We start from the raw sequence: 17022 nt of genomic DNA on the forward strand, positions 1-17022 counted from the left end.
CTTTATTCTCCTTTTGCCACGCCTTCACGACGTGGGTCAGCGCCACCAATTAAGATGCCGTCAGGATTGATACTTACTCCGTGTAAACCACTGTTTAAATTGATAACTTTTACCTCATGCCCTCGCTTTTCCAGTTTAACTTTAAGTTCACTTATTTCCCGACCCTTTTCCAGCGACGTATAATCGTTTCTGTTGGTCACATGACCAAGGTTAATCGCTTCTTGCACGTTAAGGTTCCAGTCCAGCAAACCAATCAGCGTCTGGGTCACATAATTAATAATACGGCTACCACCGGGAGAGCCCACTGCGTGCAGAACCTGTTCGCCACTTTCATTCAGTACAATAGCCGGAGCCATTGAGCTACGAGGCCGTTTTCCCGGCTCTACTCTGTTAGCAAATTTTTCCTTACCATTACCCGGCGCCAGAGAAAAATCGGTCAGCTGATTATTAAGCAGAAAACCGCCAACCATAACAGTCGAACCAAAGCCCATTTCAATACTGGTTGTCATAGACAATACGTTACCGTCAGCATCGACAATGGAAACATGGCTGGTATTCGGCAGCTCATAAGCAATATCTTGTTCATACTCTGGTTGTAACTGAATACCGGGCTGGGCTTTACCCATGTCGTTATCAGAAATTTCGTTTGCCCGACTCGATAAATACGCTTTTTTCAGCATGGCTTCAACCGGTATGCCGACAAAGTCAGGGTCTGCTATCCATTGGTTCCTGTCGGCGTAAGCCAATCGTGACGCCTGGCTGAATAGATGGGCAAACTGTTCTGAATTTGGTTCAAGCTCACTTAAATCAAAGTTTTCTAATATACCTAAGGTTTGCAAGGTAGTAATACCACCAGAGCTCGGAGGACCCATACCACACACTTGATATTCGCGATAACCATTACAGACGGGCTTGCGCAACTTCGCCTGGTACTGACTTAAATCTTTAAGGCTTAATACTCCTGGTTCAATAGCGCTGTTTTGCACGGCATTGACAATTTTATCTGCCAATTCACCGGTGTATAAAGCATCCGCACCTTGCTCCGCAATTAAGCTCAGGCTTTTTGCATATTCCGGATTCTTTAGCAGGCTTCCCGCCTGAAGCGGCTCGCCATCAGGGAAGAAGTAATTACTGGCAGCCGGCATTTTCCTGACCCCGGGGTTAATCTCCATTTCAACCAGCTTAGCCAGTCGCGAAGACACTTCGAAGCCCTGCTTTGACAACGCTATAGCGTTACTAAAAAGTGACTCCCAATCTGCTTTACCCCAACGCTTATGCGCCAGTTCTAATCCCCGTAACACGCCCGGAGTTCCTACCGAACGACCACCGACTACAGCATCAATCCACTGAGGTGCATTGCCTTTTTCGTCTAAAAAAAGTTTTTCTGTTGCAGCCATCGGGGCGGTTTCCCGCGCATCTACGCTGTATAACTTTTTATCATCGTTATCCCAGTACAGAATAAAAGCGCCGCCGCCAGGCCCTGATGACTGAGGTTCAACTAACCCCAACATCGCCTGCACAGCAATTGCTGCATCAACGGCCGAACCACCGCGTTTTAAGACCTCATAGCCCGCGTCAACCGCATGCGGGTTAGCCGCAGCAACCATAAATTTATTGGTGGTAACAGCGGCTTTATCAGAAAATCCGGTCGCTGCTTCGGGTTCACGAACTTCTTGTTCTGAAACAGGAGAGCATGCACTCAGTACGCCTGCAGCAATTATTGTGGGTAGCCAGAACTTCATAAGGCCTCATTCATATTAGGAACAATTTACCCTATCATACGAAGCACAAACCAATGACGCAATGAAAAGGATCCCGAATGGAGAGGTTTAATCGATACTGGGCAGGGCTTATTCTGGTTCTGATGCTCTCGGCATTTCTGCAACTGATGCCTCAATGGCACCCCCTGCTGACTTTTAATTCAAGCAATGTCATGGCTGAAGGTTGGCCACTAATCAGTACCCACTTTATTCATTTAGACTGGTGGCACGCGCTGTTTAATTTTATCGGTTTGGCACTTGTTGTTCTCATTTGGCGGGAATACTGGAGCACACGTTGGCTGGTAAACGCTTTATTAATAAGCGGCGTCCTAACATCCGTCGCTCTCTGGATCATTCCCGTCAATTTGAGTTTTGTCGGTTTATCAGGCGTTTTACACGGATTGCTGGCTTATTGTCTTATTAAGGATATTCGCTCAGGTAAAAAGTGGATGTGGTTAATACTGGCGGCCCTTATCGCAAAAGTGGTTGTTGAGTTGGTGGGCTGGCAACCGGCGCATTTTATCGGTGAGCATGTCAGCTACATTCATGCCGCAGGCTTGCTCAGTTCGTTAGCGCTTTATAAATTGGAACGGCGCCGCATTAGCGACGCCGTTATTGATGGTGAATCGAAATAACCTTTATTTCAGGTTTTCTTCAAATAACTTAAAAATGCGACGGTATTCGTTCAGCCAGCTTTCTGGCTGGCGAAAACCGTGCGGCTCCACCGGATAAACCGCTGTTTCCCAGTCTTCTTTCTTCAGCTCTATTAAGCGTTGCACAAGGCGCACGCTGTCCTGAAAGAAAACATTGTCATCAACCATTGGTGAATTGATCAGTAACGCATCTTCTAAGCCTTCCGCAAAGTAGATAGGTGAACTGCGACGATACGCAATGGCGTCATCTTGTGGCAGATTCAGAATATTCGAAGTGTAACCGGTGTTGTAATGAGCCCAGTCGGTAACCGGACGCAAAGCCGAACCGGCTTCAAATAATCCGGGCTCTTTAAACAACGACATAAAGGTCAGGAAACCACCATAAGAACCACCATAAGTACCCAGTTTGTCGCCATCGACATTTAAGTCACTCTCTAAATAACCGGCAACATCGACCAGATCTTCAACTTCCGGCGTTCCCATTTGACGGTAAACAGCTGTGCGCCAGTCACGTCCGTAACCTTTGGAACCGCGATAGTCTAAGTCCGCCACAACGTAACCGTGTTTATTCAGCAAGCTATGGAACATAAACTCCCGGAAGTAGCCTGACCACCCCATGTGCGCATTCTGCAAATAACCTGCGCCATGAATGAACACAACCGCCGGGTATTCTTTGGCTCTGCTCTCATCAAAACCTTCAGGCTTATAGATACGCGTATAAATTGGCTCATCAACGTGCGAAGAATCAACACCAACCAATTCAGGCGCAGTCCAGTCAATGCTCAGGAATTTTTCCGAAACGGTATGAGTCAGACGTTTTGCCGTGTCAGAAGATCCAACCGCCTTATGGTAAAGCTCTGGCGGCATAAGCGGCGTTGAATGAGTCAATAATAACTCGTTATCTTCTGGATTTAACGCAAATGCTGTCATGCCATCAAGATCGGTCAACGTTTCCGGTTCACCACGACCATCGGTTTTCACCCGATATACTTCGTATATTCCCGGGTGTTCGATATTCGCCTGAAAATATAAATAATCGCCGCTACTATTTAATTTAGCCGATTCGACAACATAACTGCCTTGGGTTAGTTGCCGCCTATTGCCTTCAATACTCTTTGCATACAGCTGAGAATAGCCATCGGCTTCTGACATAAACCACAATTCACTGCTATTTAACCAGCCAAATTCATTGTGGGTATAATTGATCCACGCATCATCGTGTAAGCGATCCTGTGAAACCAGCTTTTTAGCGGCGGTATCAACAGTGACCAGCCAACGATCTTTGTTGTCCCAGGCTTCCAGCATTACTGCAACTTCACTACCTTCTGCATTCCACTGAATAGCGCCGTTATCCCAGCCCCAGTCAGCCATTAGCGTAATTGCACGTGGTTTTTCTTCAGAGCTATAAGTTTCACCACGCGCTTCATAGTTTTCACGTTTTACCTCAGCCAGGACATCTTCGTTCCAACCCGGTAAAGTATTGTAGGTCAGCGTCGACTGACTGCCGTCGGCTAAATTTAACAGTACCAGCTGATGTTCCACTGGCTTAGCATCGGCCACACGGCGCCGGACATTTTCACTTTTTACGCGCCCGTCTTCGCTGATGTAATTCGGCATAATATCGCCTTCGTCACGCCAGCTTTGTGGATCGGTGATAGCTACTAACAGAAAGTCACCTTTTGGTGACAAACTCGCCGATACCAGCTCTTTATTTTCGGGCAAGTAAAACGGCTCTGGCGCAAGGGTAGAGTTTCGATTTTGTAATTCAGAGCGCTCGGCAAAGCGCTCTTCTGACGCCTTCCGCTGCTTTTGAACATACTGAATTAACTGTTGCTCTTCTCGCGCTAAATAATCCTTTGGTTCTTCATTTGCTTTAGGCTGGTCTTTAAAAGCTAAAGCTGCGACCTGACGGCTTAAGCCGGAGTTCACATCGATAACAAAAAAGTTATGGCCCTGCTGGTAGCTCAACCGACCATTAGTCATCGGTTGTAAATTATGTTGTTTAGCGTCATCACGAGTTAACTGGCGAACAGTCCCGTCATTAAAGCGAACAAAAACATTGCCTTCAAAGGTATAAGCTAAAAAAGTGTCATCAGCAGCATGCACTTTTTCATCGGCAACATACTGGTGCAGGTTTTCTACGGCGACTTTTTGTGGTTCACCGACACCGTTTTCCAGCATCATTAAATCACGAATGTCACTGCCTTCGCGCTTTTGATAAAAAAGAACATCGTCGCCGTCCATGCTCCAAAACGCTCGTTCCGGAAAGCGCCCCATCCAGTCCGGATCAGCCATGATTTGTTCCATGGTTAATTCGGCTGTTCCTTGCGCGCTGGCAAGAGAGTCCGCTTGTAAGGTTGCTGTGTTTTTCTGCGTGTTGGTAGCTGTTGTGTTCTGAGGAGAGGTCGATGCGCAAGAGGCGACAAACAATGTCGCCCCAATGGCCATCACCAGACGTGATTTCACCATATTATTATTTTCCTTTTTAGGAGTCCTGAATTATTGTGCATCCGCTTGATTTTCAGGCCGTGATTGCTGTACCGCGTCAAGCGCTTGCAAACGTTCGTACACTGCCACCAATGTTGGATAAGGCGATATATTCAAATTAAAGCGCTGCGCATTGTACACCTGAGGTATCAAACAGATATCCGCCAATGTTACCGAATTACCGTAGCAATAATCACCTGCATATTCGGTCAGCCGCTGTTCAAATGCGGTGAAGCTTCGCTCAACCCAGTTAGCAATCCATTCTAAGCGTTGCTCGTCACTGCAATTGAGCTCACCGGTTAAATACTGCAATACTCTTAAATTGGTAACCGGTTGCAGCTCACAGGCTAAGTCATAAGACAATGCTCTGACTCGTGCTTTATCAACGGGGTCGTTGGGCAGTAAAGGTTTTTCCGGATAGCACTCTTCCAGGTATTCAATAATGGCTAATGACTGATTTAACTTAACATCGCCATCTAAAAACGTAGGAACCAGCCGTGCAGGATTAAGCTTACGATAAGCTTCACTGTGCTGTTGCCCGCCATCTTTCACTAAATGAACGGGTTCATACTGGTAAGATAAGCCCTTTAAATTTAAAGCAGTACGAACCCGGTAACTGGCGCTTGAGCGCCAGTAGCCGTAAAGTTTCATCACTTGTCTGAACCTTCGTATTGAACAACTTTTTGATGAATGGCACCGAATATTGACTGGCCGCCGTCATCTTTCATTTCCATTTTGATGGTATCACCAAATTGCATAAACTGAGTTGCTGGCTTGCCATCACGAATGGTTTCTATCATACGAACTTCAGCAATACAGCTATAGCCGACACCACCCTCATCAATTGACGTTCCGTGGTCAGTACCTTGCTTATTAGACACTGTACCTGAGCCAATAACAGCCCCGGCACCTAAGTGACGAGTCTTCGCCGCGTGAGCCACCAACTGACTGAAGTCAAAGGTCATGTCTTCACCAGCGTTTGGTTTGCCGAACGTCTTGCCGTTGTATTCTGACAATAACGGTAAATGGACTTTATTCGCCTTCCAGGCATCGCCCAGCTCATCCGGTGTTACCGCTACCGGCGAGAAAGAAGACGATGGCTTACTCTGGAAAAAGCCAAAGCCTTTACCCAGTTCGCCCGGAATTAAACCTCGCAATGACACATCGTTGACCAACATCAGTAATTTAATATGCTGGCCGGCACTTTTAGCGTCAACGCCCATGGGCACATCATCAGTAATAATGGCAACTTCGCCTTCAAAATCGATGCCCCAATCGGGGCTGGCCATTTCAATGTCATCATACGGGGCTAAAAAGTCATCCGAACCGCCCTGATACATTAAAGGATCTTCCCAAAAGCTGGCTGGTATTTCAGCGCCTCGCGCGCGACGAACCAACTCAACATGGTTCACATAGGCACTGCCGTCGGCCCACTGATAAGCACGCGGTAAAGGTGATTCACATAAGGCTTCATCAAACTGAACGCTGCCATCAATACCGCTATCATTAAGTTGCTGATAGATTTTTTCCAGTTTAGGGGCAATGCCTTCCCAGTCATCCAGCAGCTCCTGCATACAGGAAGCGATAGCCGGAACGGCTACTGCTAAACTTAAGTTTTTGCTGACAACCATTAATTGGCCGTCACGAGTACCATTTCTATAAGTGGCGAGTTTCATAAGTTGTTATTTCTCCTGCCAACTGTAAACGTAGTCCGGGTTTTCAACCGCTAATGCCTCGTCACTTGCTTGTAAGGCATCGCGAGTATCAAGCATAACCGCAACTTCGTCAGTGAATTTCTTTTTGTGTTCACGCCCGGCTTTAAACGCTTTCGGGTGTGGACCATGAGTAAAGCCTGCCGGATGGAAGGTTACCATACCGCGGTCAATATTATCACGACTGAAAAAGTCTCCTTCGTGATAGAACAAGACTTCGTCGTAATCGTCGTTATTATGGTAGAACGGTACTTTTAAAGCTCCCGGATCCGATTCAATAGGACGCGGTACAAACGTACAAACTACAAAACGCTCGGCAACAAAAGTCGTGTGCGCCGACGGTGGTAAATGATAACGATGGCTCATCAGCGGCCTGATGTCGCGCCAATTGAGACGAACCGGTGCCAGTTCACCGTGCCAGCCAATGGCATCCAACGGATTGTAGGGGTAGGTAATGACCGACACTTGCTGGTGACGTTTTACATACACCTGCCATTGATCCTCGCTGTATTGCGCCTGGAACGCCTCATCGATATCTGGCGTGTCCAGTACAGCGGGGTCAAAAATGGCATGGTTACCGACCAAACCTTTCTCTGGCAAACCGTAAGAACCATTGGTTGCTTCAATCATCAGTAATTGCATGGTTTCATCCGGCTCGAGGCGCCAATTCGTAGAACGGGGGATCAGAAAATAGTCCCCTTTAACTAAATGAATATGGCCGTAATCACAATACAAATGGCCGCTGCCTTCATGCACAAAAAGCAGATCGTCGCCGTCGGCGTTACGCACTAGATAGTCCATTTTGCTATGGCAGTGCCATAACCGAAAACGGCAGTTATTGTTGTGCAGTAAATCCGGTGTTAACCAGGGATTTCCCGGAGCTATGGCTTCTAGCTTATTAAAGTCAAAAGCCCGTGGGCGCAACGGCCCACGCCACTCCGACCAACCGGTCGGAGCATGCTGATGGTGAAAATGCGTGGCCGGGCCAAAAAAGCCACTACGGCCAGCTTCACGTTCATAAATGGCTTGCTCCGGAAAGTCAGCGTGAGCTTGTCGGGAAGACTTACCCACCTGCTTCGGAAAGCTGATCCATTTACGCATCGCTTAACACTCCCCGGCGAATTTGGTCTTCTTCAATGCTTTCAAATAACGCTTTGAAGTTGCCTTCGCCGAAACCTTCATTGCCTTTACGCTGAATAATTTCAAAGAATACCGGACCAATTACCGTTTGCGTGAAAATTTGCAGCAAAATACCATCTTTTGTCGGCGCGCCATCAATCAGAATGCGTTGTTCGCGCAGTGCCTCTAAGTCTTCCTGATGGCCTTCAACACGGTCATTCACTTTCTCGTAGTACGTTTCTGGTGTTTCCATGAAATCCATACCGATAGAGCGAAGGTCTTTTACAGTTTTGTAAATATTGTCACTGGTCAAGGCAATGTGCTGTATGCCCTCGCCTTTATATTCTTTCAGATACTCTTCAATTTGCGATTTTTCATCATGAGATTCGTTAATTGGAATCTTAATTTTACCGCAAGGAGCTGTCATAGCCCGACTTAGTAAGCCGGTTAGCTTGCCTTCAATATCAAAGTAACGAATTTCGCGGAAGTTGCCGATACGCTCATAAAAGCCAGCCCAGGTATCCATGTTGCCGCGGAATACGTTGTGCGTCAGGTGGTCAATTTCAAAAAGTCCGGCCGCGTGGTCGCCCATTTTCGCTTCCCAATTTTCGTAAAAATTGAAATGCTGATTATAAATTTCATGGTTTTCGTAATTATCGACAAAGTACAGAGCACTTTCGCCAATACCAAATACAGCTGATACGTCCTCCGCAACACCTTTATCGGCCGGAAAAGCTTTAGCGCCATTCTCGAGCGAATGCTGTAACGCATGAGCTGCGTCTTCAACCCGCCATGCCATACCGCAAACGCTCGGCCCGTGATCTTTAGCGAATTCTTCTGCCTGACCGCCCGGCTCAGCATTAATGATGAAATTAATGTCATTTTGTTTGTATAACCAGGCTTGTTTGCTTTTGTGCTTAGCCACTTCGGTAAAACCGAGCTTGTCGAACAAATCTTTCAAAGCATCAATGCCATTTTGATCTGGAGCGGTGTATTCGACAAATTCAAAACCGTCTGTATTTAACGGATTAGTCATTTTATCTGTCATGGTTATTTCCTCTTATTATTCGGTTATTAACACCATGACTGTAGCGGTACTTGTGGGTAAAAGGCGAATCTGAACAGAAGATAGGTAACGGTGAAATTTATCATGTAAACGTAAAGTTAATGATACAGGCTGCATGCTTGCTTTGAATCAAGGTACAGCCCCTATTAAGTGTAAATTTTCTGTTACAAAGTTATTTTTTTGTCCGCTCTGCTTTACGAATATGTCCTTTGCGTTGCTTGCCAATACCATAATCGCGCAGTTTATTAGCAACCGCAGTATGTGAAAGCTCTAAACGTTTAGCTAACTGACGAGTGCTCGGAAAGCTTGGGTAAAGTCGACGTAAAACATGGCTTTCAAAACGACGTACGGCATCATCCAGGCTCATATCGTCGATATCCAGTGCCAGTTGATCATCTTCCTGATTCAACTCAGGTAAGCGTATATCCGCTGGCTCCAAAGTATAGCCTTCAATCATAGAGACAGAACGGAACATGGTGTTTTCCAACTGGCGCACATTACCCGGCCACTGATAACGCTTTAGTCGTTCTTTTGCCGCCCGGCTTAAGCTCACCATACTGCGTCCCAGTTTCTTACAAGCCTGCCCGATAAAATACTCTGCCAGCAACAGAATATCGCTTTGCCGCTCACGCAGCGGAGGGACACTAAGCGCCAACACATTCAAGCGGTAATACAAATCTTCACGAAACTCGCCATTTTCAACCAGTTCATACAAATTGCCCTGTGCCGTACAAATAACCCGCACATCCACACTGACTTCGAGCTCTTCGCCAATACGGCGAAAAACACCGTCTTCAAGAAAACGAAGCAATTTTGCCTGCAAGCCAATCGACATTTCACTGACCGAATCTAATAACACGGTACCGCCTGCAGACTGCTCCAGAACACCGGTTTTACGAGTATTTTGTGCGCTTAAGCTCCCTTCTCCGTGGCCAAATAATTCGCTTTCAGCAACATTATCCGGCAGTGCTGCACAATTTATCGCCAAGAAAGGCTTGTCTTTACGCAGACTGGCTAAGTGACAAGCTTTTGCTAATAGTTCTTTTCCAACACCGGTTTCGCCTTCAATCAAAAGCGGTGCATCAAGCTCCGCCATGCGTTGCGCATCTTTAATAACCCGTTTCATGGTGCTGTTGTCAGTCAATAAGCGTTCAAAGGCTTTTTCATTACTTTGACTCTGCCAGGTTGCCGTAACCGGCTCTGATTTACAGGTCATTACAGCACCTGCAAACGCAGTACTGCCCACTTCGTCATTCACCCAAATAGGCAAAAGCTGGGCATAATATTCAGAATTACCAATAGTGACCGCTTCATAAATTGGGTCCTGAGGTTTTTTATCCAGCCATCGCTGCAAAGAGATACCATGTACATAATGCATCAAAGGTTCACCTTTTAAACTGTCCTCGTGTCCAGCCAGCAAGCGGAATCCTGCGTCATTAATGATGTCAATGTAACCTTTATTGTCAATTGACAACACCGGGTCCGGTAAGGTACTCAATAGCAAACTGAACTCGTAATGCTCACGCTCAAACGGCATGTAGGGAATGGTTTTAACATCAATAATATTAGGGATGCGACGAATTTGAGGCATTAAATGCCGAAAGTCGTCAAAAGCAACCTCGGGAAAGTTGAGAAAGATTTTACCGGCAGGATCGACTTCAATACCACGCAAATCAATTTCGTGATCTCGTAAAATTTGCAGAACATCCTGACAGATACCCAAGCGGTCATCACACGTTATCTCAAGTCGCATAAACCCAACTGCTTCGAACTAAATGTAAAGCAAATAATACACCATTGTTATCGCTGACAAAACAAAAACCCCAGTCAGCAGACCGGGGTTTTATGGTGTTCATCGACAAAAAGCCAGTTATGCGTCAAGCACGCCGTCAGTTTTTGCCGCCATAATAAAGTCATTTTTATGCAGACCATCAATGGCGTGAGTCCACCATGTGACTGTTACTTTCCCCCATTCGGTAGTCATTTCAGGGTGATGCTTTTCTTCTTCAGCAATCTCCCCAACGCGGTTGGTAAAAGCCAACGCTTGTTTAAAGTTCTTAAACTTAAACTCGCGCTGTAGCATCATAACGCTACCTTTTGTCACCGGCGTCCAGTCCGGGATTTCACGCATCAATTCTTTTAATTCGTCGTCGCTGACTTGTGGTGCGTCAGCATGGCACGCTTCACAACGTGCATTTTCCAAGTTTGACATATTTTAATACTCCTTTGCCTTAAGCTGCATCTTTTGGTGGAAATTTCGGTTCAAACAACCCTAGCTCCATGGCTTCGTGAACCAATGCCATAATATCCATATCGGATATCTGGAACAGTTCGTCCACACTCTCTATGGTGTAGTAGATAGGTTGAATGATATCAATTCGATAAGGTGTACGCAGTGCATCTAGTGCTTTCAGCGGTTTCCGCTCTGGCGTATCACTATTAACAGCATATTCGGTTTCCGCAGGTGACGATAAAATGCCGCCGCCATAAATGCGGATGCCCTCTTCGGTTTTTAACAACCCAAACTCTACAGTAAACCAGTATAAACGAGCCAGATACACCCGTTCTTTTGGCGTTGCCGCATAGCCTAATTTACCGTATTGGTGCGTAAAGTGTGCAAATGCCGGGTTGGTTAATAACGGGCAATGCCCAAATATTTCGTGGAAAATATCCGGTTCCTGCAAGTAATCAAACTCTTCCTGCGTGCGAATAAAAGTAGCGACTGGAAATTGCTTGTTTGCCAGTAAACGGAAAAATTCATCAAACGGAATTAATGCAGGAACAGCTGCCATCTGCCATCCGGTTTCACGTTCCAATACATCGTTGACTTCATGCATTTGTGGCAAGCGGTCCTTCGGCAAGTCGAGTAATTCCAGTCCCTTCATATACTCATCGCAAGCTTTACCTGGTATGCATTCCAGTTGACGCTCGACCAAGTCTTTCCAGATTTGGTTTTCTTCGTCACTCCAGTGAATAATGCCGTTTTCATCCGGTTGCTTTGATACGTATTGACTTTGTTTACCCATAATTCAGCCTTGTTACTTTCTCATTAGTGTAAGATCGTTATTGTTATTATTCGTTCAAATTACGCAGATTGCTGCCACTGCACGCGACACGCTTCCAACGCTTGTTCAAGATCCGCTACAATATCGTCTGCTGCCTCTAAACCGACAGCAACTCGGATTAAAGTATCAGAAATTCCGGCTTCAGCTCTTGCTTCAGGTGTATAGGGAGAGTGCGTCATTGAGGCCGGATGCTGGATCAAGGTTTCAGCATCGCCCAAACTGACTGCCAAAGCAATCATGCGTAACTGATTCAAAAAATAACGCGCTTTTGCTTCATCGCCTTCCAGTTCAAACGCAATAATTGCACCATGACGACTCATCTGCTTACCCATTAAAGCTTGCGCTTCATGGTCCGGTGCGCCCGGATAGTAGATCGTTTTAATATCACTGCGCCCGGCCAGAAATTGGTAAACCGTGTCCGCGTTTTCACAGTGGCGCTGCATACGAACATGCAACGTTTTTAGCCCGCGTAGTATTAACCACGCATCGTGCGGACTGATGGTCGCGCCCATGTCTTTTAAGGTTGTACTTTTAATGGTATTTATATCGTCTTCACTACCGCAAATAATACCGGCTACCACATCACCATGGCCATTAAGAAATTTAGTCGCGCTGTGCACAACAATATCAGCGCCATGACGTTTGGGCTGCTGCATTAATGGTGTCATAAAGGTATTATCAACCACCAGACGGATATTTCGATCAACGATTACCGCATGAATTTTCTCAATATTCACGACTTTTAATTGCGGGTTAGCCGGGGTCTCAAGAAATACCAGACGGGTATTTTCTCTTAACGTTTTTTCCAGCAGACCGTCTTCATTTAAATCGATAAAGTCAGCTTCTACACCAAAGCGTTCAAACAGCTCACTGAATAACGCAAAACTACAGCCATAAATAGCATCGGACACTACAATATGGTCACCACTTCGCACAAAGGCCATAGTCGCAGCGGCAATAGCTCCCATACCGGTTGCAGCTGCAGCCGCTGCATCATAACCTTCAAGGGTAGCCATACGGCGCTCAAGCTCTGCGGTAGTTGGGTTCCCTAAACGGCTGTAAATATAGCCCTCTTCTTCGCCGGCAAAACGGCGACTCCCCTGCTCAGCAGAAGAAAAACAAAACGTCGATGTCTGATAAAGCGGCGTTGTTAACGCACCATGAGGGTCATCATGCAATGAACCGGCATGAATCACCTGAGTAGCTGACTGCCAATTGTTTTTGTTATGTGCTTTTCGATCAGAAGACATACAATTTTGCTCGTTTGTCAGAATTTTGTTAACGAGTAACAGAGTGCAACGAGCTTACCTTCATTAGCAATATTTGCGCTGCGTCAACGTTAGGGGGAGCTGTAACGCTAGTTTTCCACTTCTTGTTCCGTAGCTGCTTTAGCCTTTGCCTGACGAGACTTATAGACAAAAGGTAAAACGTTTTTTAATTGGCTCAGTAAATCTTTTTGCAGTTTTAAATAACCCGGCTTTTTTACTTTTTCAAAGGGCATGGGTCGGCACAATTCTATCACTTGATAGCCTAACCGCGCAGTAAGCAAACCGGCACCTAAACCCTGCCCCGCGCGGGTTGATAAACGGGTTAATAATTCAGCACTCACCCACTGTGCGCCCAAATCAACGGCAACTTCACTCAGTCCGGCATAAACAATATTCGCAAATACCTGGCGCCATAAACGCACTCTGGCCCAATAGCCGAGTTTGACGCCATAAAGCTCAGCTATGCGCGATATCATGCGTTGGTTACGCCACACCAAAATCAGCATATCCAGCAAGGCAAATGGGCTAACCGCTACCATGGCTGCTGCTTCTGCTGACCAGCGACTGATAACTCGCGTGGCCTGCTGATCAACCCGGCTTAAAACATCCACCTCAAAGCGTTCACGCTCTTCATCCGCAGACCAGTAGGGTTGCTTTATTTGTTGCCAGCGGTGTTCTAAATCCGGGTGTTGCAGAAGTTTCAATTGTTGTTCAGGCTTTGGCTCCCCGGCTTGTTTCTTCCAGCGCCTTTTTAACTTTTGTAGTAGCCAGATTTCGCGCACCATGAAACTCAAGAATGCCAGCGCAATTATCCCGAAGCCAAGAGCCCATAAACTGCCTAAAAAAATGTTTTGCTGAAACCGTTCAGCCACTATCAATACCGACTCAATAACCGCAGCCGATAAGGCAAAAACCAAACCAAGTACCAGCCACTTGCCCCAACGCCCTGACTTTACCCTAGCCGTTCGTTGCGAAGAATCGGTTTCATGCCCGGGTACCTCAGAAGCTTCTTTATTATCTGAAACTTCAACCGCCGGTTCATCCATAGAATAATAGGTTAACTTACGCGAATCAGTCACTTCAGTTTGTCTCCCAATACGTATTCAAGTAGCTGATCCAATCTAATATGCGGCAGCGGCGAGTCCTGCAAATTAAAATCAGGCTGAAATTTCGGATAAACATAACCGCGTTGCCAGTCTGTGGAGGAAGGTATCCTTTCCGGTACATCAGGCGCACCAACCCGAACAAACTCCCGATGCTCATTCACTCCATCCAGTACCTTGGTACCGTCATTCAGTTTTTTAATTTGGCTGGTCGCAATACCGGCAACGCTAAACACCTGATGCGGAATTTGGTCAAACTGCAACTCCTGGCGTTGCTTTTGTGTCATTAATTGCAACAGCTGAGTCAGTTTTTGATGATCTTGTGGAGCAATATTGTCTGCTTTGGTGGCAACCAGAGCTACTTTATCGATAACGGGCGACAGCAAGCGCTTGAGTAAGCTGTTATTACCATAAGAGAAACTCTTCATCAGTTCGTTAATCGCCAACTGTAACTCGGCAAAGTGATGTTCACCATTTTGTAAAGCCTGCAACACGTCAACCAAAACCAGCTGACGATTAAAATGCTTAAAATATTTTTGATAAAATGGAGCAATAACAGACTGCTGATAGTAACGATATTTCTCCTGCAGACGTTTCGCCCAGGCCTCAGGAATTTTCTCTGATAGCGGCCAGGGGAAAAACTCAAGAGCCGGAGCCCCTTCAAGCTCGCCAGGTAACACCATTCTGCCCGGCTGCAATATCAGTAACTTGCGTTCTCTGCACTGACGTAAAAAACAACGGTAACCAACAGCTAAGTCACGTAACTGCTGCTCAGCTTTCTCTTCTGACGCTACCTTTGCCGTAGCTTCAACTTGATCCAGCCAGGCGCTTGCCAATTTATGCCGCAATTCCGCTTTCAATAAACGCTGTTGTTGCCGACTCCATTGGTCGTAACTCAGTTGCAACAACGGTAAGTCCAACAACCATTCACCAGGATAATCAATTAAATCCAGCGTTAAACGGCGGGTATCAAGAACGCGTCTGGCCAAGCCCCGGCGTGGCTGATATTTTATTTCTACGCGTATTTCACTGACATCTCGGGTGGACTGCGGCCACTTTGATGTTTCCCCGGTTAAACAGTCTATAGATCCTTCGTAGTCAAAGCGTGACACCTGCCAGTTACTGCTGGTGTGTAATCGACAGCCGTTCAGCCGTTGTTGCTGTCTTACTTTAAAATAAGGCAGCTGCTGTGTTTCATTCGCGTAAAGCAGTTGCTCCAGTATACCGGTAATTAATGCCGTTTTACCGGCACCACTGAGCCCCGTTACCGCAAGACGAATATGGCGATCAAACCCGCGGTGAATAACATCGCGGGTTTGATGTTGTAGCTTTTGAAAACGGCTCACAGACGATTGAATTCTCGTTGAAGATTATAGTGGTTCGAGGTTACGTATTTTTCCATTGATTGCAACTGTTCTTCCAACTCATCAAACTCGCGCTTAATATCACGGAAAGCCTCTCTTGGCGGCTCTCCGCCTTGCCAGACCTTGGTTTTTACATCAACGTTGTGGTGACCACTATTAGCTGGCTTTTTATCCAAAATTAACCACCCAGCCATATAAAGCACGAAAAAAAAGCCGCTGGAAAAAATGAGTCCAGTGAAAAATACCACCCGAACCAACCAGGGTTCCAGGTTCAGGTAGTCACCAAGCCCGGCGCAAACGCCGGCAATTTTGCCTCGTTCTGAGTCGCGACGTAGTTCCCGCTTTGGAAATTGTACACTCATTGTCTGTCCCTCCAGCCCGGATCGTCAGCATCCAGAATACGTTCCAGTGTCTGCACGCGCTCACGTATCCGTTTGGCCTGATCGGCCAGTAACGCCAAAGACTCCCGTTCATCTTGATTCAGTCCCTGATTCATTTGTCGTTTACTGCGATAATGAAGGATGATCCAGATAGGCGCGACCACCAAAACAAACAGAATAATAGGCGCCATCAACATCCCTAAAATTGCTTCCATATCCATTGTGTTCAGCCTGCTTTAAGAGTCTTGTTTGGTTTTTTTACTCATACGAGCGCGCAACGCTTCCAGCTCGTCATTAACTTTACTCTCGTTTTCAAGCTCTGCAAATTCATCGCGCAAGGTTCTTTTACCCATATCATAAGATTCAACCTGGGCTTCCAAATCATCAATTTTCGCTTCATAACGGTCGAAACGTTGCATGGCGTCATCCACTTTGCCATTATCGACTTGTTGCTTAACCTGCAAACGGCTGTTTGCTGTTTTCTGGCGCATAAGAATGGCTTTTTGACGGGACTTGGCGTCGGCCAGTTTTTCCTGCAGCTGGCCAATTTCGTCATTGAGTTTGTCCAGATTCTCATTAACGCGATCCATTTCTTGCTGTAACGCATCAACCCCCTGCTGTGCTTTTTGCTTTTCAATCAATGCCTGGCGGGCTAAATCTTCACGCTCTTTGGTTAACGCCAGCTCAGCTTTGTTTTCCCATTCCTCAACGTCGTTCTTCATGCGTTGCTGCTGACGCTGAATGTCTTTCTTTTCAGCTAACAAGCGCGCTGAAGTGGAACGCACTTCTACCAACGTATCTTCCATTTCCTGGATAATCAGGCGTACCATTTTCTGCGGATCTTCTGCTTTATCCAATAAAGAGTTGATATTGGAGTTCACGATATCGCTAAAACGTGAAAAAATACCCATAATAATAACCTCATACTGGTTTAATAAACGATTCAGTTATTTATCATTCAAGTATCGAGCCAACTTTTATTTGTTTTACAACAAGCTGTTTTATAAAAGTTTTTTTGATTTTACGCTCTTTTAGCTCTTGCACG

The 17022-nt window shown here is 46.2% G+C and carries 16 protein-coding genes; 1 reads left to right on the forward strand and 15 read right to left on the reverse strand.

From position 1 onward, the window contains the following. Nucleotides 1–2: 2 nt before the first annotated feature. Complete coding sequence (gene ggt, locus L8G48_RS03655) at nucleotides 3–1742, reverse strand: gamma-glutamyltransferase (RefSeq protein WP_248263244.1); 1740 nt, start codon at nucleotides 1740–1742, stop codon at nucleotides 3–5. Nucleotides 1743–1819: 77 nt separating this feature from the next. On the opposite strand from ggt, the gene rrtA reads away from it, so the two are divergent. Further along, nucleotides 1820–2395: a rhombosortase gene (rrtA, locus tag L8G48_RS03660; protein WP_248263245.1), complete on the forward strand. Its 576-nt coding sequence runs from the start codon at nucleotides 1820–1822 to the stop codon at nucleotides 2393–2395. 3 nt (nucleotides 2396–2398) lie between these two features. Here the strand turns inward: rrtA and L8G48_RS03665 are convergent, their stop codons facing one another. The 14 genes from L8G48_RS03665 to pspA form a co-directional block, all read right to left on the reverse strand. Beyond that, on the reverse strand, nucleotides 2399–4882 hold the full coding sequence (locus L8G48_RS03665) for a S9 family peptidase (protein WP_248263246.1): 2484 nt from the start codon (nucleotides 4880–4882) through the stop codon (nucleotides 2399–2401). Nucleotides 4883–4912: 30 nt separating this feature from the next. After that, the gene (gene maiA, locus L8G48_RS03670; RefSeq protein WP_248263333.1) at nucleotides 4913–5551 is read right to left on the reverse strand and encodes a maleylacetoacetate isomerase; all 639 of its coding nucleotides are present in this window, start codon (nucleotides 5549–5551) and stop codon (nucleotides 4913–4915) included. Continuing rightward, nucleotides 5551–6576 (reverse strand): fumarylacetoacetate hydrolase family protein, encoded by a 1026-nt coding sequence (locus tag L8G48_RS03675; RefSeq protein ID WP_248263247.1) that lies wholly within the window; start codon nucleotides 6574–6576, stop codon nucleotides 5551–5553. Before L8G48_RS03675 ends, maiA begins: the two co-directional genes overlap by 1 nt. A gap of 6 nt (nucleotides 6577–6582) precedes the next feature. Beyond that, on the reverse strand, nucleotides 6583–7713 hold the full coding sequence (locus L8G48_RS03680) for a homogentisate 1,2-dioxygenase (protein WP_248263248.1): 1131 nt from the start codon (nucleotides 7711–7713) through the stop codon (nucleotides 6583–6585). Then, nucleotides 7706–8779 carry a 4-hydroxyphenylpyruvate dioxygenase gene (gene hppD, locus L8G48_RS03685; RefSeq protein ID WP_248263249.1) on the reverse strand — a complete coding sequence of 358 codons (1074 nt, stop codon included), beginning with the start codon at nucleotides 8777–8779 and terminating at the stop codon, nucleotides 7706–7708. Before hppD ends, L8G48_RS03680 begins: the two co-directional genes overlap by 8 nt. Nucleotides 8780–8969: 190 nt before the next feature. Beyond that, nucleotides 8970–10550, reverse strand: a complete 1581-nt coding sequence (gene tyrR / locus L8G48_RS03690; protein WP_248263250.1) for a transcriptional regulator TyrR — start codon at nucleotides 10548–10550, stop codon at nucleotides 8970–8972. Between the two features lie 117 nt (nucleotides 10551–10667). Then, the gene (locus L8G48_RS03695) at nucleotides 10668–11009 is read right to left on the reverse strand and encodes a 4a-hydroxytetrahydrobiopterin dehydratase (RefSeq protein WP_248263251.1); all 342 of its coding nucleotides are present in this window, start codon (nucleotides 11007–11009) and stop codon (nucleotides 10668–10670) included. Nucleotides 11010–11028: 19 nt separating this feature from the next. Continuing rightward, nucleotides 11029–11823 carry a phenylalanine 4-monooxygenase gene (phhA, locus tag L8G48_RS03700; protein ID WP_248263252.1) on the reverse strand — a complete coding sequence of 265 codons (795 nt, stop codon included), beginning with the start codon at nucleotides 11821–11823 and terminating at the stop codon, nucleotides 11029–11031. 59 nt (nucleotides 11824–11882) lie between these two features. Continuing rightward, nucleotides 11883–13112 (reverse strand): trans-sulfuration enzyme family protein, encoded by a 1230-nt coding sequence (locus tag L8G48_RS03705; protein WP_248263253.1) that lies wholly within the window; start codon nucleotides 13110–13112, stop codon nucleotides 11883–11885. A gap of 107 nt (nucleotides 13113–13219) precedes the next feature. Then, nucleotides 13220–14209 carry a TIGR01620 family protein gene (locus L8G48_RS03710; RefSeq protein WP_248263254.1) on the reverse strand — a complete coding sequence of 330 codons (990 nt, stop codon included), beginning with the start codon at nucleotides 14207–14209 and terminating at the stop codon, nucleotides 13220–13222. Then, nucleotides 14206–15579, reverse strand: coding sequence for a YcjX family GTP-binding protein (locus L8G48_RS03715; RefSeq protein ID WP_248263255.1), 1374 nt, complete (start codon nucleotides 15577–15579; stop codon nucleotides 14206–14208). Before L8G48_RS03715 ends, L8G48_RS03710 begins: the two co-directional genes overlap by 4 nt. Beyond that, on the reverse strand, nucleotides 15576–15959 hold the full coding sequence (pspC, locus tag L8G48_RS03720; protein ID WP_248263256.1) for an envelope stress response membrane protein PspC: 384 nt from the start codon (nucleotides 15957–15959) through the stop codon (nucleotides 15576–15578). The genes L8G48_RS03715 and pspC overlap by 4 nt, the downstream gene beginning before the upstream one ends. Further along, complete coding sequence (gene pspB / locus L8G48_RS03725; RefSeq protein ID WP_248263257.1) at nucleotides 15956–16198, reverse strand: envelope stress response membrane protein PspB; 243 nt, start codon at nucleotides 16196–16198, stop codon at nucleotides 15956–15958. The genes pspC and pspB overlap by 4 nt, the downstream gene beginning before the upstream one ends. A gap of 15 nt (nucleotides 16199–16213) precedes the next feature. Next, nucleotides 16214–16888, reverse strand: coding sequence for a phage shock protein PspA (pspA, locus tag L8G48_RS03730; RefSeq protein WP_248263258.1), 675 nt, complete (start codon nucleotides 16886–16888; stop codon nucleotides 16214–16216). Nucleotides 16889–17022: the final 134 nt, after the last annotated feature.

Source organism: Idiomarina aminovorans, from assembly GCF_023155095.1.
In the GTDB taxonomy this organism is placed as follows: Bacteria; Pseudomonadota; Gammaproteobacteria; order Enterobacterales; family Alteromonadaceae; genus Idiomarina; species Idiomarina aminovorans.

Bases quoted from the DNA above. Each gene is read 5' to 3' on its own strand.
- ggt (WP_248263244.1), bottom strand. From the start codon at position 1,742: ATGAAGTTCTGGCTACCCACAATAATTGCTGCAGGCGTACTGAGTGCA.
- pspC (WP_248263256.1), bottom strand. From the start codon at position 15,959: ATGAGTGTACAATTTCCAAAGCGGGAACTACGTCGCGACTCAGAACGA.
- rrtA (WP_248263245.1), top strand. From the start codon at position 1,820: ATGGAGAGGTTTAATCGATACTGGGCAGGGCTTATTCTGGTTCTGATG.
- tyrR (WP_248263250.1), bottom strand. From the start codon at position 10,550: ATGCGACTTGAGATAACGTGTGATGACCGCTTGGGTATCTGTCAGGAT.
- hppD (WP_248263249.1), bottom strand. From the start codon at position 8,779: ATGACAGATAAAATGACTAATCCGTTAAATACAGACGGTTTTGAATTT.
- L8G48_RS03680 (WP_248263248.1), bottom strand. From the start codon at position 7,713: ATGCGTAAATGGATCAGCTTTCCGAAGCAGGTGGGTAAGTCTTCCCGA.
- L8G48_RS03665 (WP_248263246.1), bottom strand. From the start codon at position 4,882: ATGGTGAAATCACGTCTGGTGATGGCCATTGGGGCGACATTGTTTGTC.
- pspB (WP_248263257.1), bottom strand. From the start codon at position 16,198: ATGGATATGGAAGCAATTTTAGGGATGTTGATGGCGCCTATTATTCTG.
- L8G48_RS03695 (WP_248263251.1), bottom strand. From the start codon at position 11,009: ATGTCAAACTTGGAAAATGCACGTTGTGAAGCGTGCCATGCTGACGCA.
- pspA (WP_248263258.1), bottom strand. From the start codon at position 16,888: ATGGGTATTTTTTCACGTTTTAGCGATATCGTGAACTCCAATATCAAC.
- phhA (WP_248263252.1), bottom strand. From the start codon at position 11,823: ATGGGTAAACAAAGTCAATACGTATCAAAGCAACCGGATGAAAACGGC.
- L8G48_RS03675 (WP_248263247.1), bottom strand. From the start codon at position 6,576: ATGAAACTCGCCACTTATAGAAATGGTACTCGTGACGGCCAATTAATG.
- maiA (WP_248263333.1), bottom strand. From the start codon at position 5,551: ATGAAACTTTACGGCTACTGGCGCTCAAGCGCCAGTTACCGGGTTCGT.
- L8G48_RS03705 (WP_248263253.1), bottom strand. From the start codon at position 13,112: ATGTCTTCTGATCGAAAAGCACATAACAAAAACAATTGGCAGTCAGCT.